This is a genomic window from Vicinamibacteria bacterium, assembly GCA_035570235.1.
Taxonomy (GTDB): Bacteria; Acidobacteriota; Vicinamibacteria; order Fen-336; family Fen-336; genus DATMML01.
In genome coordinates, this window is record DATMML010000019.1 from 1 (window position 1) to 22,433 (window position 22,433).

The following is a 22,433-nucleotide window of genomic DNA, read 5'->3' on the forward strand; positions in this document are numbered from 1 at the left end:
GTCGCCTGGTCGTCATTCCCAAGGCCGGTCACCTCGCCAACCTCGAGCAGCCGGAGGCCGTCAACCTGGCCCTAAGGGAGTTCCTGGCCAATACCTGAGGCGGAAGGGCGGTGCGCGGCTGGCTCGGGCGCCCGGGTTGAGGGTGGTGGCGTGTCAACTCCTCGACGTCCGCCTTCGACACGAGGCGGCCGAGTATGAATCTGCGGTGCCTAACTTACTTCCTTGCCATGGCCTTCACCATTTCCAGCAACTGCCTCTGCTCGGCCTCGTCGCCAACGGAGTAGCTGCGGAACGGGTCCGAACGCACGGAGTCACCGTTATCTTGGATGGCAGCCGTAAGCCCTGAGGCAGCTTTGGCCCTCTCGCCGAGGGAGTGCAGCGTCTCGGCCAGGCCGAGGGCCGCGGCTTGGCCGCCGGGCCAGGCATCGAGCGCCTGCCTGAACTCCGGGCGCGCGTCCACGAGCCGCGAGCCACGACGGAGGATGTCGCCCGAGAAGAGGTGGGCCAGATAGCGGAGGCGGGCATCGTTACCAGTCGCCACGACGCGAAGCTCGCCCAGCGCCAGATCGGCGCGGCCGGTGAGCGCCAGGACCCGCCCCAGGCGCAACTTGGCCTCGCCCAGCAAGGGATCCCGGGCAAGGAGGCTACGGTAGATGTCTTCTGCCGCGCGCAAGGGGAACTTTCGCTCTTTTGAAGGGTCGGGCCGCACGAACACGAGCTCACCCTTCCGGGGGACGGTGCCGATGGACTCGCTGGCCTGCCCGAGCGCCAGCGCGATCGAAACATCGTCGGGGAAACGCTGGAGACCACGTCCGAGGAGGGCGAATGCCTCAGGATGCAGGTAGCTGCCCAGAAGGTACAGACCGAAGGCGTGGTACCACGCACGGAGAAAGGCGCCCTGCTCTGACGTCACGGGCTTGAGTTCGGCCAGGCGCATCGCCAAGGGCCATTGGTTGGGCCCGACGCCGCGCCGGTAGTTGAGGTAGAGGCCGGCCTCGGTGTGCAGCATGACAGCCGCCGGAAACGACGCCAGAACATCCCTTGCGGGCCCACCGGCGAGAGGTGGCCTCTCTGCTTTCTCGACCTCCTGGATTGCGTCCAAGACGGCCTCCGGTTTCCAGTCGATGACCTCCGCAATCGCGCGGTTACTGTCGCCGTGCCGGTACTCCTCCACTAGCTTCGCGTACGCGATCACGGTCCGGTCGATGGTCTCCGTGATCGCCGGCTGACGGTCACCGTGCCGGTACTCCTCCACCAGCTTCGCGCATCCGATCCCGCCCGCCATGGGACTAGTGCGGGACTCCTCACCTCTGGCAAAAGCAGCCTCCCGCGCGCTGGAAGCCTGGGCCCCCATGCTCAAAGCGACGAGCACACCAGCCAAGTTCATGGCGTGACCAGGTAGCCTTTTCGCAGCAGCACCTTTGCAGGCCGTCCCTTCACGCGTACGTCGAGGCGGTGCCAACCCTCCCGCTTGATGCCCCGCGGCGTGTACCTCAGGAGGTACCGGGTCCGAAACTCCCTCAGGATCTCGAGAAAAGCCTGTTGCAATCCCTCGGGCGACCCCGCCTGCAAACGCCGGCCGCCCGTCGTGGATGCGACATCGTCTAGGAAACCCGAGTCCTCCCCACCCACGCGCACGCCGTAGACCACGACTTCACTACGCTTGGCCGCGTCCAGAACGTCGCTTTGGCGAAGCCAACTCGTATTCTCCTGACCATCAGTGAAGACGACAGCTAGGACGCGCCCCGGGACAGCATCGCCCAGGGCGATCGCGGAAAAGGTGCCGTCCACCAGCGACGTGCCCCCCTCTCCCTCGAGGGCGTTGATGCGGGTATGAAGGGCGGTGAGATCAGAGGTGAGGGGTTGGCGCAGGCGAACCATCGTCGCGAAGGTGAGAAGGGCCGCCTGATCGCCCGGCCGCAAGCCGGCGACGAGCGCGTGAGCCGCGCTTTTCAGCGCGGTCATCCTCTGTCCCTTCACGCTTTGGCTAACGTCGAAGTTCATGCTCCCGCTCACGTCGAAGTCTAGGATGACGTTCAGCGGGAGTTCCTCGAAAACCACGCCTTCGAGTGCCTGCGGCACTCCGTTGTCACGTACCTCGAAATCCGTGGAGCGGAGACCCAGGATCGGACCCTCGGCTCCGTGCACGAGGACACTGACCTTCACGACTTCGACTCGCGTTTCAAAGCGCGGCGCCGGCTGGTCGGCAGCTTGGGCACCGAGCGCGCCGAACCAGCAGCTGAGAGTTATGGGAAGCAGGTGAACCACGAAGGGGACCCCGGTAAGGAGGCTACGAGAGCGTACCCTCAATAGAGAGTTTACCGCCCCGGCGCAACACACAGTCCTCCCGCTTCAGATCGATTAGTCAAGACACCGTCAGCGCTTTGGGACCCCACCCCTGAGATTGGCTCGCCAGGGCATCTGAGTTGACGTGGCGTAGCGATGCATTGTCGCAACCTTGTTCATCCGTGGGGCCCATGCACCCATTCCGGGCGGACGCGTGGTGCCTGGGCTGGCACGGGCCCGAGTTCACAAGTCTCATCGGTTGTCTTCGGCGACTAAGGAACCAAGGTGACAGCGTCGGAGGTTGACAGAAGGATTGAGCGGGGGCGCGACACTCTGGCCTACCCTTCCGGAGCTGCGCGGGGGGCTCCAAATCCTCGCCGCGTTTGGTCGCGGCGTTCGAAGGGCGGGGCGCGCCGCCGGGTTCAGCCGGCCTGCTTGACGCTGGTGGCGGAGCTGGCCCCGAGGCCCGTTTCCGCCAGGGGGAGCTCGACCAGGAAGCGCGCGCCCCGCCCCGGGCCATCGCTCTCCGCCCAGATGCGCCCCCGGTGCAGGTCCACGAGCTGCTTCACGATAAACAGGCCCAAACCGGTCGCGGACTCGCCCCCCGTGGGCTGGGCGGAGAGACGCTGGAAGCGCCCGAAGAGCTTGGCCTTGTCCTCCTCCGTCAGACCGGGGCCCTCGTCGCGGACCTCGATGCGCACGACGGCCGGCGTCCGCTCCACGCTCAGCCAGATCGAGCGGCGGGGCGGCGAGTACTTGATCGCGTTGCCCAGTAGGTTCTCCAGGACCTGGCTCAGCCATTCCTCGTCGCCCTCCACCGGACTGGCGTCGGGGGCGGAGACGTGAATCCGCTGCTTCTTGGCCTCGGCCTGCGACTCCAGGACGCTGGCCACGGCCAGGGCCAAACGGCCGACGTCGACGGCATGGGTGACGACGGGCAGGCCTGCCCGCTCCAGAGCGTCGCTCTGGAGCAGCCGATTCACGATGTCGAGCATCCGCTGGGCAGCACGAGCGCTTTGCCCCGCGAACTCCAAGGTGGGGGGGGAGGCGGCGGCATCCGCCCCCATGAGCTCGGTGTATCCGATGATCGACTGCAGGGGGCTCTTAAGGTCGTGGGCCGCGATGGAGAGCAGTTCCCCCTTCATGCGGTCCGCTTCCTGGGCGATCTCCTTCTGCCTCTCCGCTTCCCCCCGCGCCCCCTCCGCCCGCTCCTTCTCCCGCATCACGTCTCGCGTACGGGCCTCCACTAGCCCCTCGAGCTCCCGCTGGCGTGCTTGCAGGGTGCTGACGCGAAGGCGATAGGCGCCGGCCGCGCCGAGGACGACGACTAGGCCGGAAAGCGCGTAGAACCAGGGCGTCTCGTAAAAGTGCGGCCGGATGAGGAGCGCGCGCGTGTCGCCGGCTTCGTTCCACACCCCGTCGTTGTTGGAGGCGGTGACCCGGAAGGTGTAGCGGCCGGGGGGGAGGCGGGTGTAATAGGCCGTCCGCCGCCGCCCCGCGGGAATCCACTCACGATCGAAGCCGTCGAGCCGATACTTGAACTCGACCTTGCCGGGGGCCAGGAAGCTGAGAGCGGTGTACTGGAATTCCCACCGCTCCTTGCCCGGGGGTGCCTCGGGGGCGGTCACGGGCACACCGTCCGCCACGATCTGCTCGACCTTCACCGGAGGGGGGAGCGTGTTCCGGGGGATGCGCGCGGGGTCCACCACCACCACGCCCAAGGCGGTGGGGAACCAAAGCCGCCCGTCCCGGCCCTTCCAGCCCGCCGGCTGAGCCACTCCGGCGCACTCGTTGGTCTTCATGCCGTCCGCGGTGCCGAAGCCCACCGCGGCCACTGTCCGGCGGCTCCCCGAAGCCACCGCCTCCAGGTCGCTCCGGGCCACGCGGGAGATTCCCCGGTTGCCGCTCAGCCAGAAGCGCCCGTCCCCGTCTTCCAGGATCTGAAAGACCACGTCATCCAGAAGGCCCTCCCGGGTGGTCAAGGTCGTGAGCTTCCCGTCCTGGAGCCGGGAGAGGCCCCCCGAGGTGCCGATCCAGAGCGTTCCCCCTGCGTCCTCGTGGAGGCAGAACACGATGTCGCTGGCCAGTCCGTTCTTGCGGTTGAAGACGGTGAAGCGTCCCTGCTCCAAGCGGGAGAGCCCCGCGCCGTCCGTTCCCACCCACAAGATCCCGTTGCGGTCGGCGTGGGTGGCGAGAACGAAATTCCCGGCCAGGCCGTCGGCGGTGGAGAGGGTCGTCCACCGTCCGCCCGTGAACCGGCTCAGGCCTCCTCCGTTGGTCCCGATCCAGAGGCCGCCCTGGCCGTCGGGCGAGATGGCGGAGACGTTCAAGTGGGCCAGGCCCTCGGCGGTGGTGTAGCGAGTGAACCCGACATCCTTGGCCCGGAACAGCCCCGCCCCCGCCGTTCCCACCCAGAGTACGCCCGCCGCGTCCTCGTACAGGGCACGCACGTCCGGGGCCAGCCCATCCCGGGCGTCGTAGCAGCGGAAGGCCCCCTGCCGCAGCCGGCAGAGACCGCCCCCGGTGGTGCCGATCCAAAGGGAGCCGCTCCGGTCCTCCAGGACAGTGCGGGCGAAGTTGTGGGAGAGCCCTTCGCGGGTGGTGTAGGTGGTGAATTTTCCGTCCCGCAGCCGGCAGAGCCCTCCGCTGTAGGTGCCGATCCAGAGGCTCCCTTCCCGGTCCGACCACACCGCGCGCACGAAGTCGTTGGACAGCCCATCCCGGCTGGTGAAGGCGGTGAACTCTCCGTCTCGGAAGCGGGCGAGCCCTCCCCCGTAGGTGCCCACCCAGAGGCTGCCCTTGGCGTCCTCGTGGAGGGACCAGATGATGTTGCTGGGGAGGCCCTCGCGGGTGGTGAAGGTCTCGAGCCGGCCATCCTTCTGCCGGCAGAGCCCGCCCCCGTTCGTCCCGATCCAGAAAGCGCCGTCCCGGGCCCGGAGGAGGGCGAAGATGAAGTTGCTGGGAAGGCCGTCCTTGGTGGTTGTGGCCCGGAAGCGCTCCCCCTCCCGCCGTTCGAGCCCGCCTCCGTTGGTCCCGATCCAGAGCACCCCCGATTGATCCTCTCCGATCGCGCGCACCACCCCGTTGGTCAGGCCATCCCGGGCGGTGTAAGTGGTGAAGTGACCGTCCCGGAAGCGGCAGAGCCCGTCGTTGGTGCCGATCCAGAGGTTCCCCTCGTGGTCCTCATGCAGCGCGCGGACGATGTCGCTGGAGAGGCCGTCGGCGGCGGTGAAGGTGGTGAAGCGGCCGTCCTGGAAGCGAGAGAGGCCCCCCCCGTTGGTCCCGATCCAGAGCGCGCCCCGGCCGTCCTCGAGCAGAGCCTGGATGCCGTTGCTCCGCAGCTCGGGGGTGTTGGCGGTGTCAAAGACGGTGAAGCGGACCCCGTCGAAGCGACCGAGGCCGCCATAGGTGCCCAGCCACAGGTAGCCATCCCGGGTCTGCACGAGGGCGGTCACGGAGTTCTGGGGCAGGTCCTCGGCGGTGGTCCAGACGTCTAGCTTGAACTGGGTGAGGGCTTTCCGCGGGTCCAGGCCCTGGGCGTCCACTCCCGGGGAGACGAAGAGGAGAGCCCCCGCGGCCAGGACCGCGAGCGTGCCCTTGAGGCGCGGGGGCCGACGGGAACCCTTCGGGGCCATTGGTGGGCATTCTATGCCTCCTTTCGCCTGCGCGCAGTCTTGCCTTGGCCACGCCGGTCACGGATGCTAGAATCCGCGTCTCGGGCGCGTCCCGCCGGCCTCTCGCAAAGGAGATCCCATGCGAATCGGCGTCCTCCGCGGTCGCGAGAACTCCTTCCCCGACGCCTTCATCGCGAAGGTCAACTCCCTGGCCAAGGGCGTCACCGCCGAGTACATACACCTGGGCGGGACCAAGCTGAACGAGCCTGTGCCCTACCGGGTGGTGCTCGACCGGATGAGCCATGAGGTTCCCTACTACGCGGTCTATCTGAAGATGGCGGCCCTGCAGGGAACCTACTGTATCAACAACACATTCTGGCGCACCGCGGACGACAAGTTCTTCGGGTACGCGGCGGCAGAGAAGCTGGGCATCGCGGAACCGCGGACGGTGGTCCTGCCCAACCGCGCCTATGTGGAGGACGTGACCGCAGACAGCTTGCGCAACCTCTGGCCCACCGACTTCACCATGTACCTCGACTACGTCGGCTGCCCCTGCATCATGAAGCCCGCTTTCGGCGGGGGCTGGAAGAACGTGAACAAGATCAACTCCCTGGAGGAGCTGCTCCACCACTACAACACCTCGGGCACCTCGACCATGATGCTCCAGCAGTTCATCGAGTGGGACACCTACATCCGGATCCCCACCATCGGCCGGCGCTGGGCGCGGGCTATCCGCTACGACCCCGCGCCCGGGGGCCTGGGCGGCTACCACCAGGACTACGACATCCTTCCCCGCCCCCTGCGCGACAAAGCGGAGGAGCTCTCCCTGAAGTTCAACGAGGCCCTGGGCTACGACATGAACGCACTGGAGTTTGCGGTGAAGGACGGCCTCTTCTACGGGATCGACCTCACCAACTACACCCCGGACATGGACTACAAGAGCTTCAAGGACGCCCATTTCCCCTGGGCCGTCGAGAAGATGGCCGCCTTCGCCGTGGAGAAGGCTCTCTCCTCTGAGCCCACCCCCGCCCTCCCCGACTGGAGGGCGCTCTTCTTGAAGTAGGGCAGGTGCTTGCCGGGAAGGAGCCGATCGAGACCATGAGGCAGGAGCCGGGAGCGGAAGGGCTCCCCCTCGCCCGCCGCGACCTGTTAGTCCCCCGGAGCGGGGCCTCGAGAGCTTCCGCCCCCCGGCCTAGCGGGCGGGAGACGGAGGCCCGGGCGTGAAGCGGGAAGGGCACTTAAATCGACCGGGGGCAGGAGTACACACGGCGGATGAGGGGAGGTCAGGAGCCGTCCTGACCGCCACTCCCCTCCGGGACGACCCCAACCAGGACCTGGGCCTCGGGAGCCGGGTCGCCCAGAAGAGCCGCCAGCGCTTCCTCAACCGGGACGGCAGCTTCAACGTCAGCCGCCGGGGGCTCTCCCCCCTCCGCTCCCTGAGCCTCTACCACTGGGTTTTGAACGTCACCTGGACGCGCTTCTTCCTGCTCATCGCCCTCGGCTACTTCGCGGTCAACGCGTTCTTCGCAACCGGCTATTACCTTTGCGGGCCGGGGGCCCTGCTGGGCAGCGCCGGCGGCTCCCCAGCGGAGCGCTTCGCGGAGGCGTTCTTCTTCAGCGTGCAGACCTTGGCCACCATCGGCTACGGCCGGATGAGCCCGAGCGGGGTCCCCGCCAACCTGCTCGTGACTTTCGAGGCCCTGTTCGGGCTCATGGGCTTCGCCCTCGCCACCGGCCTCCTCTTCGCCCGCGTCTCCCGCCCCAGCGCGCAGATCCTCTTCAGCGAGAGCGCGGTGGTCGCCCCCTATCGCGACATCACCGCCTTCATGTTCCGGATCGTCAACGAGCGCAGCAACCAGCTCACCCAGGTGGAGGCCACGGTCAGCCTCGGCCTTTGGGAGCAGGTGGAGGGGGCGCCGGTCCGCAAATTCCACGAGCTGGCCCTGGAGCGCAAGCGGGTCGTGTTCATGCCCTTGCACTGGGTGATCGTTCACCCCATCAACGAGTCGAGCCCTCTCTACGGGATGAGCGCGCAGGAGTTCGCGGCCGCGGACGCCGAGGTCCTGATCCTGCTCACCGCGCTCGACGAGACCTTCTCCCAGACCGTGCATGCCCGCTCCTCCTACAAACCCCAAGAGGTGATCTGGGGGGCCAAGTTCGCCGACATGTTCCACGACTCGCCCGACGGCCGCGTCAGCATCGACGTGGCAAAGCTCCACCTGGTCGAGAAGGTCATCGAGAAGGCCTAGCCCGGCCGCCCGCCGTGCCCTGGCGGCTTTCTCACACCGTGGCCCGGCCCATGCCGAGCCGCTTGGCCCTCAACCAGCGAGACGCTCTCGCAACCAAGCGCTCAGAAGGTCGACCAGGGCGACGATGACGAGCATGGCAATGAGCACCGAGGCCGCTTCGCTCTGCTTGAAGAGGGACAGCGAGACGTAGAGCATCTGCCCCAGCCCGCCCGCTCCCACGAAGCCCAGCACGGTGGCCATGCGGATGTTGTTTTCCCAGCGATACAGCGTGTAGGAGCTGAACTGCGGCAGCGCCACGGGCAGGGTACCGTAGAGAAAGGAGGCTACCGCCGAGCCACCCGAGTCGCGCAACGCGGCCGTGGGACCCGGCGGCGAGTTCTCCAGGGTCTCCGCAAACAGACGGCCCAGCACGCCCGTGGTGTGAACGGCAAGGGCCAGGGTCCCCGCGAACGGCCCCACCCCTGCCGCCAGCACCATCAACACCGCCCACACCAGCTCTGGAATCGAGCGCAGCAAGTTGAGCCCAACGCGTGCCGGCCCCCGGGCCATCCGACCCAGTCGCCCCCCCGCGGGCAGGGCCGCGAGTACGCCGAAGACTGCCGCCAGAAGGGTGCCCACGGCGGAGATGGCCAGAGTCTGGAGGGAGCCCTTAAAGACCCTGGCCAAGAATGCCGGGGAGGTCTCGGGCGGAAAGAATGCGGCCACGAATTCCAGCATCCGGCGCTGCCCTTCGCCGCTCGTCAGCCCGGAGAGATCGAGACCGAGGTACGCGAAGCTCGCCACCGCCGCCGCACAGAGTCCGGCCAGCAGCAGCCAAGGCATGAAGTTCATACCAACATCCGCCGCATCGCCGCGCTTAGGCCGTCCGCCACCAGGACGAGGAGGAAGAAGACCAGGAGGATGGTGCTGACTTCGCCCCCCGAGAGCATGCGCATCGAAAGCTCGAGCTGCTGTCCGAGGCCACCCGCGCCCACGAAGCCCATGACGGCGGAGGCGCGCACCGCGCACTCCCAGCGGTAGATGCTGTAGGAGACGAACTCGGGTAGGGCGAGGGGAAAGGTGCCGTAGAAAAAGGCGCTGAGGCGGCCGCTGCCCGCTTCGAGGATCGCGCGTGTGGGGAGCCCGTCCACGGACTCGAAGATCTCGTGGTAGACCTTGCCCAGCATGCCGCCGTAGTTGATGGCGATCGCCAGCACGGCCGCCGCGGGCCCGAGGCCGAGGGCGCGCACCAGCAGCAGGGCCCACACGATCTCGGGGACGCTGCGGAGCAGGAGCAGGACCCCGCGCGCCGGCATGCGCCCGCCGGCGGCCAGCCGGTGGCCGCGGGTCGGCCCGATGGCGGAGATCGACAGCCGGCGCGTGACTATGAGGGCCAAGGGAAAGCCGATGAGCACCGCGAGCGCGCTGCCCGCGGTCGCCATGGCCAGCGTCTCCAGGGTGGACTTCCCCACCAGCCGTAGGAACTCCCGGGAAGTCTCGAGGGGAAAGAAGCTGCGGAGGAAACGCACCGTGACCTCGCTGCTCCGGGGGTCGAACAGCGTCGCGGGGCTGAACTCCGTGAGGCGAAGCCCCGGCCACAGCAACCCGATGGCGAGGAGACCGATGAAAAGGCGGGGCAGCGCCGCGGGGTCGCGGCGCTCAGCCGGAGGGGTGCTCATCGGTAGATGGGGTGGGGTTTGACGCCCCGCTCCGGCAGCTCGATCAAGCGATTGTCCTGAGTGGGGGGCACCGGAGATTCTGAGGCATACAGGTCGGTGAGCAGCGCGGTGGTGACGCTCGCGCGGGGAAGGTCGAAGGCGATGGTACCGTTCCGCACCCCCACAATGCGCGGGAACCAGGTCAGGGCGAGATCCACGGCGTGAAGGCTGGCCACCAGAGTCACGCCGCGCAGGGTCGCTTCTCGGTTCAACTCGCCGATCACCCGGTCGGCAAGTTGCGGATCGAGGGAGGAGACGGGCTCGTCGGCAAGCATCAATTGGGGCCGCTGGTACAGCACCCGGGCCACACCGACCCGTTGCAGCTGCCCGCCGGAAAGGCGGCCGCACCGGTCGAACAAGCGATCCGCCACCTCGAGCCGGGTGAGGGTATCCCGCACCCCGGGAATGTCCAGCGGATAGAGGAGCGAAGCTAGGCTCTTCCAGAGCGGCCAGACGCCCAGGCGCCCGGCCAGAACCGCCGTGACCACTCGTTGTCGGGGGGGCAGCGGCGGAGACTGGTGGATGAGGCCAATGCGCGCACGCAGGAAGCGCAGGGCCGCCCGCGATAGACCCCAGGGGTCGGCGCCGTCAAGCTCCACGGTGCCCGAAGTTGGCCGGATCGACGAGGCAATGACGCGAAGCAGGCTCGTCTTGCCTGCCCCCGACGGGCCGATAATGGCCACCCGCTCCCCGTACTCGATGGCAAGGCTCAGCCCGGCGAGGGCGCGATGGTCGCCGGGCAGCGTGAGCGTCAGCCCGTCAATGAGGACTTTCACTGGCGCTCAAGGGCGGCGAGGGAGGGGCGAGTCTGCCCTCTATTTGAGGAGCCCGGATGCACGGGCCGCCTCTTCGATGCCCTTGTAGTTCTCCGCCTTGGTCGGGATGAAGCGGCTCGCACGCTGGAGCTGCAGGATCTCCTTGTGCGCGGGATTGCTTGGATCAAGCTTCAAGAAGGCATCGGTAAGCTTCTTGACCAGCTTGGGGTCGAGGTCGCCGCGAACGGTCCAATTGTAGTCGTAGTAGGGGGGCGTGGTAGCGATGACCTTCACCTTGCTGATATCGACCTTCTTCTGCTCGACAAGCCTGTCCCAAACGGACGCGTTGAGCACGCCCGCTTGGACGCGGCCCGACTCCACCCAGGCCGCCGTCGCGTCGTGGGCCCCCGAGAAGGCGACGCTCTTGAAGTCCTTGTCCGGATCGATTTTCTCCTGAAGCAGGAAATAGCGGGGCATCAGGTGCCCGGACGTCGAGGAGACGGAGCCGAAGGCAAAGGTCTTGCCCTTCAGATCGGCAAGCCTGTTGATGCCGCTGTCCTGCGCGGTGATGAAACGGCTGGTGAACTTCTCGTCCTCCGCCCGCTGGACGATGGGGATGGCGGTGCCGGTCTTGAGCCTCGCCTGCACGAAGGTAAACCCGCCCAGCCAGGCCAAATCGAGCTTGTTGGCCGCCAAGCTCTCGACCACGGCCGCGTAGTCGGTCACGGGGAAGAATTCCACCGGAATGCCGATCTCCGCCTCGAGATACTTGCCGAGGGGCGCGAACTTGCGCAGGAGTTCGGTGGGCGCCTCGTCGGGAATGGCAGACACCCTGAGAACGTCGGCGGCGGAAGCCGTCAACGGCCACAGGAGCAGGGTCGCCAGCAAGGCTCGCACACAGAGCATGGTCAGTTCCGCAGAAAGAGGCCCAGAGGGCTCGTTTGGATCGGTACGGGCCGGGGCCCGCGTGTCTCACCCAATCTCATCGTGGGCGGTTAACGGTCGACGCGACAGGGATGCGCCAATACCGGGCAAGCCTACCTGATCAGGGGTGAGCATACCAGCGAGCATGAGAATTAAATCGCCGTAAGCGCACAGTTGTACCCGCAATCGCGGAACCGAAGCCTCGCGGCCTTCATGAGCGGTTACATCATGATCAGCGAGGGGGCGATCGCCGAGGACCCCCGGCTGGCCCATCAGATCCTTGACCGAACGCGATCCTTGTCGCCGTCGCTTCTGGATCTAGGGCCCGGCCCAGGGGTCGAGAACTCGTTGTCGGGAAGACATCGTCGTTGAGACGCGCGGCGAGGCGGGGTTGGACCGGGCCGGGCAAGCCTGCGAGAGGCGGCCCTGCGTGCTCGACCTCGGGAATGTGATGGTGGGCGGCAACGATGTGCTGGCGGAAGGCACCCTGGGCCGCCTCTCCCACCCGGTCGAGACGGTCGTCGAGAAGACTTGAGCACACCCGCAATTCCGCCCTTGCCGTCGTCAATGGGCCCTGCCGCCTGGCGGGCCACCCGTCATTACCTCATCAAACACTTGAAGTCGTTCCCTGGCCGTAGCCCTTAGGCAAAAGACGCAGTCTCTGAGTTCATGTAAAGATCTTGATCGTTTTGTGACTCACGTCACGGCCGTGCCCGTTCAGGAAATTGTAGTGTTCCGCCCAACCCGCGTTGTCTCCGGGTGGATCGGACCGTCCCGACACCCATGCGGACGGGCACCGGGCGAGAGAATCTCCGCTCCTGCTGGGCCGCGGAAGGGGCGTTGCGCCACCGCTTCGCAGAAAGGACCCCATGAGACACAGGAGGCTCGGCCCGCCCTACGAGTCCTCCCCGCATGAGATCCCGCCAGGCTCTCAAAAGACCTGGCTCAAAGACGTGCGGTCCGGGGCCCAAAGGCTCTTCGGCACCGCCGGAGCGGGCCCGTTATCGTGCCGGGAATCACTGGAGGCCGCGGCAGCCCCTTGTATAACCCCGTTCGTGCCGCCCGTCTCTCGCCGGCTCCAGTTCGTGAACCCTGGGTCGCAAACCCTGCCCCTCAGGACCATGCGGTCATAGGTCACGGTTCGAGTGGCGATCCCGATCCAAGTCTTGAGTGCGCATCCTCTCCTCACGCGTGCCGTGGAGGAGGTGGTATCCGGCATGAAGGACGTGCCTGTTCACATGTTGCCTTCAGCAGTGCACGAGGCCGAGGTCGTCAGAGCGCCCCGCCCCTCACGGCTCCTTCTCCTAGACGCATGCTCATTGAAGGCGGACTTGGGGCCTCTCGCGGGCCGGTTTCGCGCGCAGTTGCCGGGCAGCAAGTTTCTGGCGCTTCTTTCGCCGGGAGACTGTAGCCTCGCGGAGAAGATGCGGCTTTTCTTTTGGGGCATCGATGGCTTCGTGGAACTGCACGAGGCGTGGCAGAGGGAACTGTCCCAGGCCATGCGGAAGATCCTCCGGGGAGAAGTCTGGGTGCCCCGCGCGGTCATGTTGGCATTCATCAAGACCACCAAGGCGCTGCTGAACGCCCCCTTGCTGTCCGGTCACTCTCTCACGGCCCGGGAGGGACAGGTGCTTTGGCTTCTGATGCGTCATTTGTCGAACAAGGAGATTTCCAGTGCCCTGGGCATCTCGGAACGCACGGCTAAGTTTCACGTCTCAAATGTTCTCAGCAAGCTGCAGATCGATGACCGGCGCGGTCTTTCTCCCGACAAACTCGCGCTGAAGGGCGAGGGGTTCGCGGCCGAAGACTGACCCAATGGCCGGCCTTGGCCCAAGGGCAGGGCCTGCGGGGGCGTGGATTCCCGCGGCCCGAGGCTAACGCCCCCACCCACCCTCGTGGCTCGTACCCGCGGCCGCACGTCCACTTCCAGTGACGCGCGCCATCGACAGAAGCGCGGGCCATCCCCGACGGGGCCCATGGTCTGCTATGGGCAAGCCCGCCGATCGCGGATCTCTAGCGATCCGGGTCCATGACCAGCGCGGGTTCCCGCGAGGGAGAAAGAGCCGGGCGCTCGCGGGTCGTCGCTCCCGCGCTCTCCTTCAGAAGGGTCTCAATGAGATCGCGCAAGTGGCTCTCGTCTTCCAAGGCCGATTCACGCACCGGCCGACTCTGGGCCCGTATGGTCCCCTTGCGATCGATGACAACAATCTGGGGCACCATGACCCGCTCCGCCGCGGTGCGACCCAAGTAGCTATCGACAGCGGCGGCGGTGCTGTAGCCGATGGGATAGGTGGCTCCAACGCGCAGCGCAAAGTCCGTAGCTTTCTTCCCGCTAATGCCGTTGTCGAAGGCCACGCCGACGGGCTGAAAGCCACGGGGACCCAACTCCTTGTGGAGCTTAGCTAGCAGTTGTGACACGCGGGCGCAGTGTGGGCAGTCGACGAGTACGAACTCCAGCACCACCACCTTGCCCTTCCAACGGGACAGCAGCGTCTGCCCCCCGGTGGGTTCCACGATCGCAAAGTCCTGTGATGTGCGGGGCACGGGTGCGGTGGCAGACGCCCCCGACGCAAGGGCCACGAGAGCGATCGAAAGGCCAAGCCTCCGGACGGGTTCAGTCATCATCGACCTCGGGTCTCCGGCACATCGCGATCGCGTCGCGGGGCGGAGCGTCGTGCGCTTCGCCCAAGCCACGGCGCCCTTGGTCAGGCGCGCTTCCATTTCTCGCAGATGTGCCCAATCTCGGCGGCCGCCGCCCGGGCGGCCTCCTCCGCGCTCAGTCCGCCCCTCACCACTCCGAGGAACATCCTCGGGATGACAAACGTGTTGAACACCTCCATGGCTACGGGATTGGCGTATCCCGGTAAGCCCAGATTGTGGGTCCAATGCAGGGCATCCTTCAGCTCCTTGTACTTTCCGGGAGGGTCGGCCTTGGGATCGCTCTCCAGGCGGACGATGAGGTTGGGAAGGGTCTTCTGAAAGATCGGAAGGTTGCAGCCCTCGGACTTGTCGTAGATGGTCTTAGAGCTGTCAATCAGGTCGACCAGGAATTGTTGGGCCCCGCCCTTATTCTCGGCAAAGTTCCACACGCCGGAGCAGCTGGTGACGTGCGGAAGCCCGAGAACGCCGGCTCCGCCGGAGCCGAGAAGGGGCGGGCTAAGCCGGAGGACCTTGGCGACGTCGGGGACCTTGTTTTCCGCTGTCCGCAGAAGGCTGATGCTGTTGATGGTGCAGGAGGCTTTCTTGGCGAGGACGGCCTGAACGTTGGCGGAAGGGCCCCAAGTGAGCTGCTCGGGAGCCCCCGTCTCCCGGTGAAGAGCCTTGACATAGTCCAATGCGGCGACGGTGCGATGGGTCTTGTCGATGACGGTATTCCCGTCTACGTCCAAGATGCGGCTGTTGAATGCGAACAGGAGACTGTGCAAGGCGACGTTGCTCTCGAGGCTGGGGGTCAGGGGCAGGCCCGTGGGAATGCCCAGCTTGTCTCGCAGCCTTTTTCCACCGCTGCGCAAGCCATCGTAGTGAATGGGCCCGAGGGGAATGTCGACTGCTCGCCAGTAGTCTTCCAAATATTGGAAAGGGGCCGGAATCCAGGAGTCGGCGAAGGCAAAATATCTCCCGGTCGCGGGATCGTAGGTCGACCGGTGTCCGAGCCGGTCGACATTCCCGTACTTGGAGGCGATCCTCTCGTAGATCTCCGTGTGGTCGATCAGCTGTCGCTGAAACTCGGCCGGCGGCCAGGGAAACATGAACAGGTCGTGGCCACTGCCGCCCTTCGCCTCCGCCATCGCGGTCGCGTGGACCTCTTCCACGTGAACGCGATCCACGATGACGGTGGTATCGTGCTGAAGGCCCCATTCGCTGGCCATCTCGTCGAACCACACGTCGAACTCTGGCAGAAAATGCGCCCACTTCGCGACCCTCAAGGTCTTCCCGTTGGCTCTGGCGCGGCCAGGAAAGGCAAAGAAAGGCCCCATGGCCGCGGCCCCCGCTACGAGCCGGATGAAATCGCGGCGGGATCCCGGAGGTTTCGGCGGACCGGGCATCGGGGCGGTCGTCTTTACCATGAGACGCAGCTACCCCTAGCAGGGCCTTGACCCTGCCAGGGGCAATGAGTCCCCTCCTACCTAGATCCCTTAGCGGAGAGTCTCGATGTCGACGCCCTCGTTTCGCCGGCCTGCGCGGCCGCGGCCTGGAACGAAGTGAGCTCGCTGCAGAATGCTCCTCCAAACTTCAGGCACAGGAAGTTGGCCGTGATCGCAAGATCGAGCGGGGCCCCATTGGGTTTCCGGACTTGGTCCAAGAAGGCATCCCCCGCGATTCCTCCGTTTCGCGGATCCGGGATGGCAGGGCAGACCAGCCATATGGCTCCTCCATCGGCGCCCCCGGGATCCTCCTTGCCCTCGGCACCGCATCCGTTGGCCTCGAGTTGGTTGTTGAGCTCGTCCGCGGTCTTGATGATGGGGGTTCCATCCAGGCTCAACCCATTCTTCTTGCCCAGCGCTTGGAGGATCGGTCCACACGTCGGGCCCGGGTTGGCGGGGTCGACGGTGTACCAGAAGTAGGTGATGATCCACATCCCTAGGAGATCGTCGCAGAAATAGCCGAACGGGCTATTGCTCGGGGGATTGCCCAATGGATTGTTGTTGTCGCTGCCGTCGATGGCACTGCGATTGGTGGCAAAACGCCAGTCCTGACGGAGTTGGGGCGTGGCGACGCTGGTCACGGGAAAGCACGGCGTCGCACCCGTGCCCATGGTGCCGCAGGGCGTAAGGGCAAAAGTACCATCGGGCAGCCTCTGCTTGAGCGCAGCATAGGCCTCGAAGTTGCTCACCACGTCCACCATTTGGATGTTGCGGGGGTTGGCCACGCCGGTGAAGACATTCTGGTTGGTCAGGAAAGCTAGGATGGAGATGAAATCGGTCGGGGATCCGGTGCCATCATCCACGTAACCCCCCGTAGTGGCCAGAATGCGCACGTTCCTCCGCGTAGGATCGTTGCTCGTGCAGGTGCGGTCGTTGACCCAGTTGACCTGGTTTGGTCCCGCGGGAGGGCCCGTCAGTCGGAAGGTGCCGAAGCGTCCGGCCACGGACTGGTTGAGCTGGGCCACACTAATGCCGTTCGCAGTGTAGAAGTTGTCGTTGAAATCGCAGGGCGGTGGGTTGAAGCGGTCGTCGGCCTGCCAACCGCTCGCCCCTTGAGTCGCGAGGGTAGAGGCCGCCCATAGCAGCACGAGGGTGGCCTTGAGCCTCCAGACAGCGTGGTTCCTAATGCCTGTCATCATTTGATCCCTCCTCCGAGGCGTGCCCGCGGCCGCTCGGCCAGGGCCCGGACTCTCGAAGACTCCGCAACCAGAGGTCCTGGGCTCGCCCTTCACGGTGCTTGCACTCGATTCGTGTCGGGGTGGACCATCCAGGAAATGGATTCCGCGACAAACGGCGGATGGGCCATCCCGGGGCAGGCGCCCCACAACATCAGAGGTTCATTGCCGTAGCGGACGTTCCCGATGTGCTGCGTCTTATCCTTGTCGATGGCCGGGTCGGGATAGGAGAACCCGATTGCTTTCCGAAGGCTCTCTATGTCGTCCGGCTTGCCCGTTAGGAACGTCCAACCGGGCCGGGCGCCGAAGCTCGCGCGGTAGCGTTTGATTGCGTCGACGGTGTCCTCTTCCGGCTTGAGCGTGAACGAGTACATGAATACTTCTTTGCCTACCTGGTCTCCGAGCAGCTTCTGGACCTTGGCCAGATTCGCGCTCACCGTCGGACAGATCCCGTCACAACGGGTGTAGAAGAAATTGAGGGTAACGACCTTGTCCTTGACCAGATCATCGTAGAAACGCACCGTCTGCCCCTCGTGCGTGGTCAGGGGAACGTTCGGCAAGTGGAGCTCCTGTATGCGCCTCCGCCCATACTCCGCGGTTGCCGCGGCGAAGGCGGGGGCGCCATGGGTTGTTCGCGGCAGGAGCGCGGCAACCGGCGTCATCGCCGCCATCCCCAGCAGGTTTCGCCTTGACAAGCTTGTCATGACCAACTCCTTACCTGCGCCCTTCGCGCAACGGCCGCGGCGAGCGTGGCTTTCCAACTCGCCGCTACGGGACCAGGACTTCGTCTCCCTCCGGCTGAACGTGCCAAAGCGCCATCATGGCGTGGTCTTCATGGACAACGTTGTGGCAGTGAATCGGGTATTTGCCCAGCCAATCGCGGAAGCGGAAGAAGAGCTGCACGCGCTCGTTCGGACGCAACTGCGTCACGTCCTTGCGGGAACGCTCGACGGCCGGTATCCGGCGGTCGCGGTTGCGCGAGAGGATCTGGTGTTCCTCCAGATGGATATGCACGGGGTGGGTCCAATCGCCGGTCAGGTTGGTGAGGAGCCACTGTTCCGAGCTGTTCTGCTGGACCGTGAACCGGAATTGGTTGCAGTCCATGAACTGCCCGTTGATGGACCACTGGCCATTCAGGCGGTCGAACTTGAAGGTGCGGACGACCCTCGGCTCTACCGCCGTGCTCGGGAGCTGATAGAAGGACGGATTGGTGGCGGGATCCACACTGTCGTCCCGGACCGCGCTTCCGCTCACCCGGAACTGCAAGAGCAGATTTCCCTGGCCCGGCGACAGAATCTGATTGATGGTCGTGCCCAAGACTTGGGTACATTCCCGGGAGGTGCCGTTTGGCCCGAAGTTGTCCACCGGGCCTTGACCATTGAGCTGGTTCAAGCGGTTCTCCAGATAGATGGTCTTGCCGGCAAACTTGCTGAAGTCGATGATGATGTCCACGCGCTCGGCGACACCGATGCGCACGCTCTGCGCCTGGACCGGGTTTGGCAGAAGATTGCCGTCATTGGCGATCACGAAGAACGGATTGACGGTGGAGAGGTTGTTGAGGTCGGTCAGGAAGAATTCATAGAACCGCGAGGGACCTGTGTCGAGGAGCCGGAAGCGGTATCGGCGCGGCTCAACCTCGAGGAACGGCTGGATCTTCCCGTTCACCAGGAACTTGTCGCCCAGGATCCCGTCGAGATTGAACAGATCGAAGGCCAGAAGGCCAGTCGTCGGATCGTAGACCTTGTCCGCGAAGACCAGCGGGATATCGTGCTGCGGGAAATCGGGAAGACGGAACCCGGTGTCGTCACTGCCCGTATCGAACTGATTGAACAGGCAATAGAACCCCACCAGACCCTTGTAGGTGTTCTGGGAAGTGAAGTCGACGCGGTGATCGTGGTACCACAAGGTACTCAAGGACTCGTTGATGTCACCCTCGGGTTGGTGGTCGGAGTTGAACCCGGCTAGGACGTTCGGATAGTACTGGTCACAGAAGTGCCCAGGGCTGTAGAAGTCACAGGGGTTGCCGTCACTCTCCGATGGATTGTGGGCGTTGTGAAGATGGGTCGTGACCGACGGTATCCCAAAGCCACCGTTCTGGCTCGCGGGGGGAAGGGCATTGATGTTCCGCGTGAGCTGCGGTTTCCCGTATTGAGCCCGATAAGTTGGGCCGGGGCTCGTGCTGTGCACGCCGTCGCTGAAGCCCCAGATGGCTTGCGGCGGAAGGTCCGGCGACTGCACGGCTTGAATCACCTGCTGGGTGAATCTGTACAGTGCGGATGGTACGACCGGGAAGCGGCTGCCATCGAGTTGGGGGGCTTGGTGGCAAGCCGCGCGAACCTCGCCCGCCCCCGTGTTCGGGCAGAGGGTAGGCGTCGGACTCAGGAATGGAACCGTCTGCGCGACGGGCATGATGGGAAGAGGCTCGATGAACGGCCTCGTCGGTGGACTGGCCGGCTGGTTGTTGGGCAGACAGTTTTGGTTGGTCCCGCCGTTGACGGTCTGGGCATACGCGCGGGAACTCAAGCCGCTCTTGGCCACCAGCATCCCCCCCGCGGTGAGAAGCCCCATCTTAAAAAGCTCGCGCCTGCTCGTGAGCCCGGCCGCAATCAGCTCACGGCGGTTCTTCGCCGCGTTGAGCATCTCGCGGTAGCGCGCTCCGGAGACCCTCTCGCCGAATACGTTGAAGTACATGCCATCACCTCCAAGCTAAGGGGAGCTGCTTGATCGGCGCTTCGTCCGGCGGCGGGGCGAGGCAGGAGCATGGCTCGAGTACGGGTGACGCTGAACCGCACCTGGGAAGCCTGCTCGCAATGCTCATAAGCCCTCGCGTGCGTGTCTGAGGCGGAGCGAGTTTCGCTTGCGCGACCTGAGCGAGCTTGAAGGTAGCCCTGCGTGCTGCCGAGAGACAACGACCCCCGCGGAGATTCGTGGTGCAGGTTTTCCTGCCCCTGCCAGGGCATCTCCAGGACAGCAAAGAAAAAGCAAACTAGGCGGTTCGCTCGCCTAGTCCCATCTCTTCGCCGACCCTGCCGCCTGGAGGGCGCGGGGAAGCGCCCCCGCTCCCAAAGAGGTGGGAAAGGCCCGGTCCTTTTGCTCGGGCGGCGCCTGTGGCGTCAGGGCCCCGCCCGAGCGGGGCTCAAGAACTCGTCGCGGGGGAAAGCTCGTAGTTCAGGCCGCGCCGGGTGGTGGGATTAGACTGGGCCGGCCGCGCTTGGGAGAGGCGTTCCAGGATGCCCACCGCCACCTCCGGGGCAGCGAAGAGGCGCAGGGCGCGGCGGGGATCGACGCGGGCGCTCAGGAGGCCCCCGAGGTGGCTGCCGAGGCCGAGGCCGGCCCCATGAACGCGGCCACGATCAAGGCCCTGTGCAGGGCCAGGATCCGCTGCCAGACCACCCGGTAGACGAGGGCGGCGGCCCCGCTCAACAAGAAGGCCAGGCCGACGAGGGCCGTGCGCAAGGGTCCTAACCCACCGCGGGCGGGGACCATCCGTTGGGCCCAGTCATGCGTGCCTCCCGCCTCCCGGAGAGACGGTGATTCAGGCAATCATGCCCGCTAGGGCCACCTCCGCCTCGCGCCCCTTGTAGCTGGCCGGCGGCTCCAGGGGGGGATGGGTGAGGAAGGCGGTCACGATCTTGTCGAGGTAGTGGCGGAGGGGCTCGTGGCGGAAGCCCAACTCCTCCTTGGCCCGCGAGGGATCCAGGAAGGACATCCAGCGGCCGCTGAAAGGGGAGATCTCCACGGGGTCGAGGCCGGCCTCGCGTAGCCGGCCGGAGGAGACGGCGACCAGGCGGGCGGGCGCCCCGAGGACCTCCGCCGTCGTACCCACGAGTTCGGCCAGGGTCGGCGTCTCGTCCTGGGCCAGATTGAAGGCCCGGCCGAAGGTTGCCGGGTTGCCGAGCAGACGGAGGGTCTCGCGGGCGACGGCATCCCCGTAGACATGGCGGGTGGGCGTCTGGCCGCCGTCGGGGAGGAGCAGGGGGCCCCCGTCCAGGAGCCGCCAGAGGTAGCTCTCCAGGCGGCGGAAGTGGTCGCGCTCGCCATTCACCATGGGAATGCGCAGGCGCGTGGCCGGGAACCGGGAGCGGGCCCAGGCCTCGGCCAGCACCTCCTCCGCCCCCCGCTTCCCCATCCCATAGTCCCATTCCTTCCACTCCTCGGGGTCGGGGGGAGCGGGCATCGTGGGGCCGTCGTAGTCGCTCTCCCGCGCGGGGCGGGGGCAGGAGTCACGCACCAGGTAGACCTGGCCGGTGCTGATCATCACGTAGTGGCCCACGCGGCTCCCGCCCAGGACGTCCACCGCCTGCCGCGTGTCCTCCGCGCGATAGGCGGTGAAGTCGACCGCGGCGTCGAACTCGCGGCCGGCCAAGAGTCGCGCGAAATCGCCCGTGGTGCGGTCGCCGCGCAGCCGCTCCACGCGCGCCTGGAAGGGATCTCCGCGCTGGCCCCGGTTGAAAAGGGTGACCCGGCAGCCCGCGGCCAGGAGCCGCCACGTCAGCTGGTAGCCGACGAAGCGGGTCCCTCCCACCACCAAGACCTTCAGGGCAGCGTCTCCTGCTCAATGGCCCGGGTTTGTTCGCTTCGGAACTTCCGCAGGGCCCTCCTGAGCTCCGGCCGCCCGTTGGCAAGGATCGCCACCGCGAAGAGCGCCGCGTTGATCGCTCCCGCCTTGCCGATGGCCAGGGTCCCCACGGGAATGCCCCCCGGCATCTGCACCGTGGAGAGGAGGGAGTCGAGCCCCTTCAAGGCCGGGCTCTCCATGGGCACGCCTAGGACGGGGAGCAGGGTGTGGGCGGCCACCACTCCCGCCAGGTGAGCGGCGCCGCCCGCGGCGGCGATGATCACCTCCAGGCCCCGCTCCTCCGCCTTTCCGGCGTAATCCTGGGTCGCGGCGGGGGTGCGATGGGCGGAGAGAACCCGGCATTCGTGGGGGATGTCGAAGCGGGACAGGGTCTCGTCCGTGTGGCGCATGGTCTCCCAGTCGGACCGGCTCCCCATGATGACGCCGACCAGGGGCCCGCTCCCGGCGCTCTTCTTTCTCATGCTTCCTTTCTCATGCTTCCTTCCGTTTGCGGTTGATGTTGTAGACGCCCCGGCCCTCCGCCACCAGCACGCCTTCCTGGGTGAGGGTGACGCGAACGTGGCAGACGCGGTTGCCCTTGCGGACGAGCTCGGCCTCCGCGCGCAGGGGTCCGGAAAGACCGGCCGGTTCTAGGTAGTCGACCCGCAGATCCACGGTGGAGACGGACTCCCCCGGGCCGAGGGCGGACCAGGCGGCCACGCCGCCCGCGGTGTCGATGAGGCTGGAGAGCACGCCGCCGTGGAGCGCGGGCCGCCGGAAGTCCCCCACGAACTCCGGGCGTACGGGGAGAACAAGAACCGCCCGGCCCCGCTCCACCCGCTCCCCGCGGATGCCCAGGAACCTGTTGAAGGGGACCTGCTCCTCCATGATCTTGAGCACGTCGCGGGGGCCGAAGCTCATGGCCCCGCCACTCTAGAGGCCCGGCGGCGGTGGGTCAAACCGCGCCCGCACCCATGGCGTCGGGAGGGTCCTCCGGCATCTCCGCGCTGGTCAAGGCGTGTTGAACCGC

19 protein-coding genes are annotated in these 22,433 nt (G+C 66.2%); 3 read left to right on the forward strand and 16 right to left on the reverse strand.

Annotated elements, in window-relative coordinates:
* Window positions 1-214: 214 nt before the first annotated feature.
* From VN461_03475 to VN461_03485, 3 genes are all read right to left on the reverse strand, one after another.
* On the reverse strand, window positions 215-1,285 hold the full coding sequence (locus tag VN461_03475; protein HXB53817.1) for a tetratricopeptide repeat protein: 1,071 nt from the start codon (window positions 1,283-1,285) through the stop codon (window positions 215-217).
* Window positions 1,286-1,383: 98 nt separating this feature from the next.
* On the reverse strand, window positions 1,384-2,340 hold the full coding sequence (locus VN461_03480; protein ID HXB53818.1) for a VWA domain-containing protein: 957 nt from the start codon (window positions 2,338-2,340) through the stop codon (window positions 1,384-1,386).
* 368 nt (window positions 2,341-2,708) lie between these two features.
* Complete coding sequence (locus VN461_03485) at window positions 2,709-5,921, reverse strand: two-component regulator propeller domain-containing protein (GenBank protein HXB53819.1); 3,213 nt, start codon at window positions 5,919-5,921, stop codon at window positions 2,709-2,711.
* A 118-nt stretch (window positions 5,922-6,039) separates the two neighbouring features.
* Between VN461_03485 and VN461_03490 the strand changes: the two genes are divergently transcribed.
* Both VN461_03490 and VN461_03495 read left to right on the forward strand, forming a co-directional pair.
* Window positions 6,040-6,963: a hypothetical protein gene (locus VN461_03490; GenBank protein ID HXB53820.1), complete on the forward strand. Its 924-nt coding sequence runs from the start codon at window positions 6,040-6,042 to the stop codon at window positions 6,961-6,963.
* A gap of 157 nt (window positions 6,964-7,120) precedes the next feature.
* Window positions 7,121-8,149 carry an ion channel gene (locus tag VN461_03495; protein HXB53821.1) on the forward strand — a complete coding sequence of 343 codons (1,029 nt, stop codon included), beginning with the start codon at window positions 7,121-7,123 and terminating at the stop codon, window positions 8,147-8,149.
* Between the two features lie 69 nt (window positions 8,150-8,218).
* Here VN461_03495 and phnE read toward each other — a convergent pair whose 3' ends face one another.
* The 4 genes from phnE to VN461_03515 are packed head-to-tail and all read right to left on the reverse strand — an operon-like array spanning window position 8,219 to window position 11,507.
* Window positions 8,219-8,980 carry a phosphonate ABC transporter, permease protein PhnE gene (phnE, locus tag VN461_03500; GenBank protein ID HXB53822.1) on the reverse strand — a complete coding sequence of 254 codons (762 nt, stop codon included), beginning with the start codon at window positions 8,978-8,980 and terminating at the stop codon, window positions 8,219-8,221.
* A complete protein-coding gene (locus tag VN461_03505; protein HXB53823.1) occupies window positions 8,977-9,807 on the reverse strand; it encodes an ABC transporter permease subunit in 831 nt (276 codons plus the stop codon). Before VN461_03505 ends, phnE begins: the two co-directional genes overlap by 4 nt.
* Entirely contained in the window at window positions 9,804-10,622 is an 819-nt protein-coding gene (locus VN461_03510; GenBank protein ID HXB53824.1) for an ATP-binding cassette domain-containing protein, read from the reverse strand. Before VN461_03510 ends, VN461_03505 begins: the two co-directional genes overlap by 4 nt.
* Before the next feature lie 39 nt (window positions 10,623-10,661).
* A complete protein-coding gene (locus VN461_03515) occupies window positions 10,662-11,507 on the reverse strand; it encodes a putative selenate ABC transporter substrate-binding protein (protein ID HXB53825.1) in 846 nt (281 codons plus the stop codon).
* A gap of 1,442 nt (window positions 11,508-12,949) precedes the next feature.
* On the opposite strand from VN461_03515, the gene VN461_03520 reads away from it, so the two are divergent.
* Window positions 12,950-13,336 carry a LuxR C-terminal-related transcriptional regulator gene (locus VN461_03520; protein HXB53826.1) on the forward strand — a complete coding sequence of 129 codons (387 nt, stop codon included), beginning with the start codon at window positions 12,950-12,952 and terminating at the stop codon, window positions 13,334-13,336.
* Between the two features lie 202 nt (window positions 13,337-13,538).
* On the opposite strand, the gene VN461_03525 is transcribed toward VN461_03520, so the two are convergent.
* The 9 genes from VN461_03525 to VN461_03565 all read right to left on the reverse strand — a co-directional run bounded on the left by VN461_03525 (window position 13,539) and on the right by VN461_03565 (window position 22,324).
* The gene (locus VN461_03525) at window positions 13,539-14,150 is read right to left on the reverse strand and encodes a TlpA disulfide reductase family protein (protein ID HXB53827.1); all 612 of its coding nucleotides are present in this window, start codon (window positions 14,148-14,150) and stop codon (window positions 13,539-13,541) included.
* Window positions 14,151-14,230: 80 nt separating this feature from the next.
* Window positions 14,231-15,451: a carbohydrate ABC transporter substrate-binding protein gene (locus VN461_03530; protein ID HXB53828.1), complete on the reverse strand. Its 1,221-nt coding sequence runs from the start codon at window positions 15,449-15,451 to the stop codon at window positions 14,231-14,233.
* A gap of 197 nt (window positions 15,452-15,648) precedes the next feature.
* Window positions 15,649-16,809 carry a hypothetical protein gene (locus VN461_03535; protein HXB53829.1) on the reverse strand — a complete coding sequence of 387 codons (1,161 nt, stop codon included), beginning with the start codon at window positions 16,807-16,809 and terminating at the stop codon, window positions 15,649-15,651.
* Window positions 16,810-16,898: 89 nt separating this feature from the next.
* Entirely contained in the window at window positions 16,899-17,516 is a 618-nt protein-coding gene (locus VN461_03540; GenBank protein ID HXB53830.1) for an SCO family protein, read from the reverse strand.
* Between the two features lie 97 nt (window positions 17,517-17,613).
* Window positions 17,614-19,536 (reverse strand): multicopper oxidase domain-containing protein, encoded by a 1,923-nt coding sequence (locus VN461_03545; GenBank protein ID HXB53831.1) that lies wholly within the window; start codon window positions 19,534-19,536, stop codon window positions 17,614-17,616.
* A 603-nt stretch (window positions 19,537-20,139) separates the two neighbouring features.
* The gene (locus VN461_03550; protein ID HXB53832.1) at window positions 20,140-20,301 is read right to left on the reverse strand and encodes a hypothetical protein; all 162 of its coding nucleotides are present in this window, start codon (window positions 20,299-20,301) and stop codon (window positions 20,140-20,142) included.
* 79 nt (window positions 20,302-20,380) lie between these two features.
* Complete coding sequence (locus VN461_03555) at window positions 20,381-21,373, reverse strand: NAD-dependent epimerase/dehydratase family protein (GenBank protein ID HXB53833.1); 993 nt, start codon at window positions 21,371-21,373, stop codon at window positions 20,381-20,383.
* Between the two features lie 8 nt (window positions 21,374-21,381).
* Window positions 21,382-21,885 carry a 5-(carboxyamino)imidazole ribonucleotide mutase gene (purE, locus tag VN461_03560; GenBank protein ID HXB53834.1) on the reverse strand — a complete coding sequence of 168 codons (504 nt, stop codon included), beginning with the start codon at window positions 21,883-21,885 and terminating at the stop codon, window positions 21,382-21,384.
* 10 nt (window positions 21,886-21,895) lie between these two features.
* Window positions 21,896-22,324: a PaaI family thioesterase gene (locus VN461_03565; protein HXB53835.1), complete on the reverse strand. Its 429-nt coding sequence runs from the start codon at window positions 22,322-22,324 to the stop codon at window positions 21,896-21,898.
* Window positions 22,325-22,433: the final 109 nt, after the last annotated feature.

Coding starts and splice junctions, on each gene's coding strand:
- VN461_03475 (HXB53817.1), bottom strand. CDS start 1,285: ATGGCGGGCGGGATCGGATGCGCGAAGCTGGTGGAGGAGTACCGGCAC.
- VN461_03485 (HXB53819.1), bottom strand. CDS start 5,921: ATGGCCCCGAAGGGTTCCCGTCGGCCCCCGCGCCTCAAGGGCACGCTC.
- VN461_03490 (HXB53820.1), top strand. CDS start 6,040: ATGCGAATCGGCGTCCTCCGCGGTCGCGAGAACTCCTTCCCCGACGCC.
- phnE (HXB53822.1), bottom strand. CDS start 8,980: ATGAACTTCATGCCTTGGCTGCTGCTGGCCGGACTCTGTGCGGCGGCG.
- VN461_03505 (HXB53823.1), bottom strand. CDS start 9,807: ATGAGCACCCCTCCGGCTGAGCGCCGCGACCCCGCGGCGCTGCCCCGC.
- VN461_03515 (HXB53825.1), bottom strand. CDS start 11,507: ATGCTCTGTGTGCGAGCCTTGCTGGCGACCCTGCTCCTGTGGCCGTTG.
- VN461_03520 (HXB53826.1), top strand. CDS start 12,950: ATGCGGCTTTTCTTTTGGGGCATCGATGGCTTCGTGGAACTGCACGAG.
- VN461_03525 (HXB53827.1), bottom strand. CDS start 14,150: ATGATGACTGAACCCGTCCGGAGGCTTGGCCTTTCGATCGCTCTCGTG.
- VN461_03535 (HXB53829.1), bottom strand. CDS start 16,809: ATGATGACAGGCATTAGGAACCACGCTGTCTGGAGGCTCAAGGCCACC.
- VN461_03540 (HXB53830.1), bottom strand. CDS start 17,516: ATGGCGGCGATGACGCCGGTTGCCGCGCTCCTGCCGCGAACAACCCAT.
- VN461_03545 (HXB53831.1), bottom strand. CDS start 19,536: ATGTACTTCAACGTATTCGGCGAGAGGGTCTCCGGAGCGCGCTACCGC.
- purE (HXB53834.1), bottom strand. CDS start 21,885: ATGAGAAAGAAGAGCGCCGGGAGCGGGCCCCTGGTCGGCGTCATCATG.
- VN461_03565 (HXB53835.1), bottom strand. CDS start 22,324: ATGAGCTTCGGCCCCCGCGACGTGCTCAAGATCATGGAGGAGCAGGTC.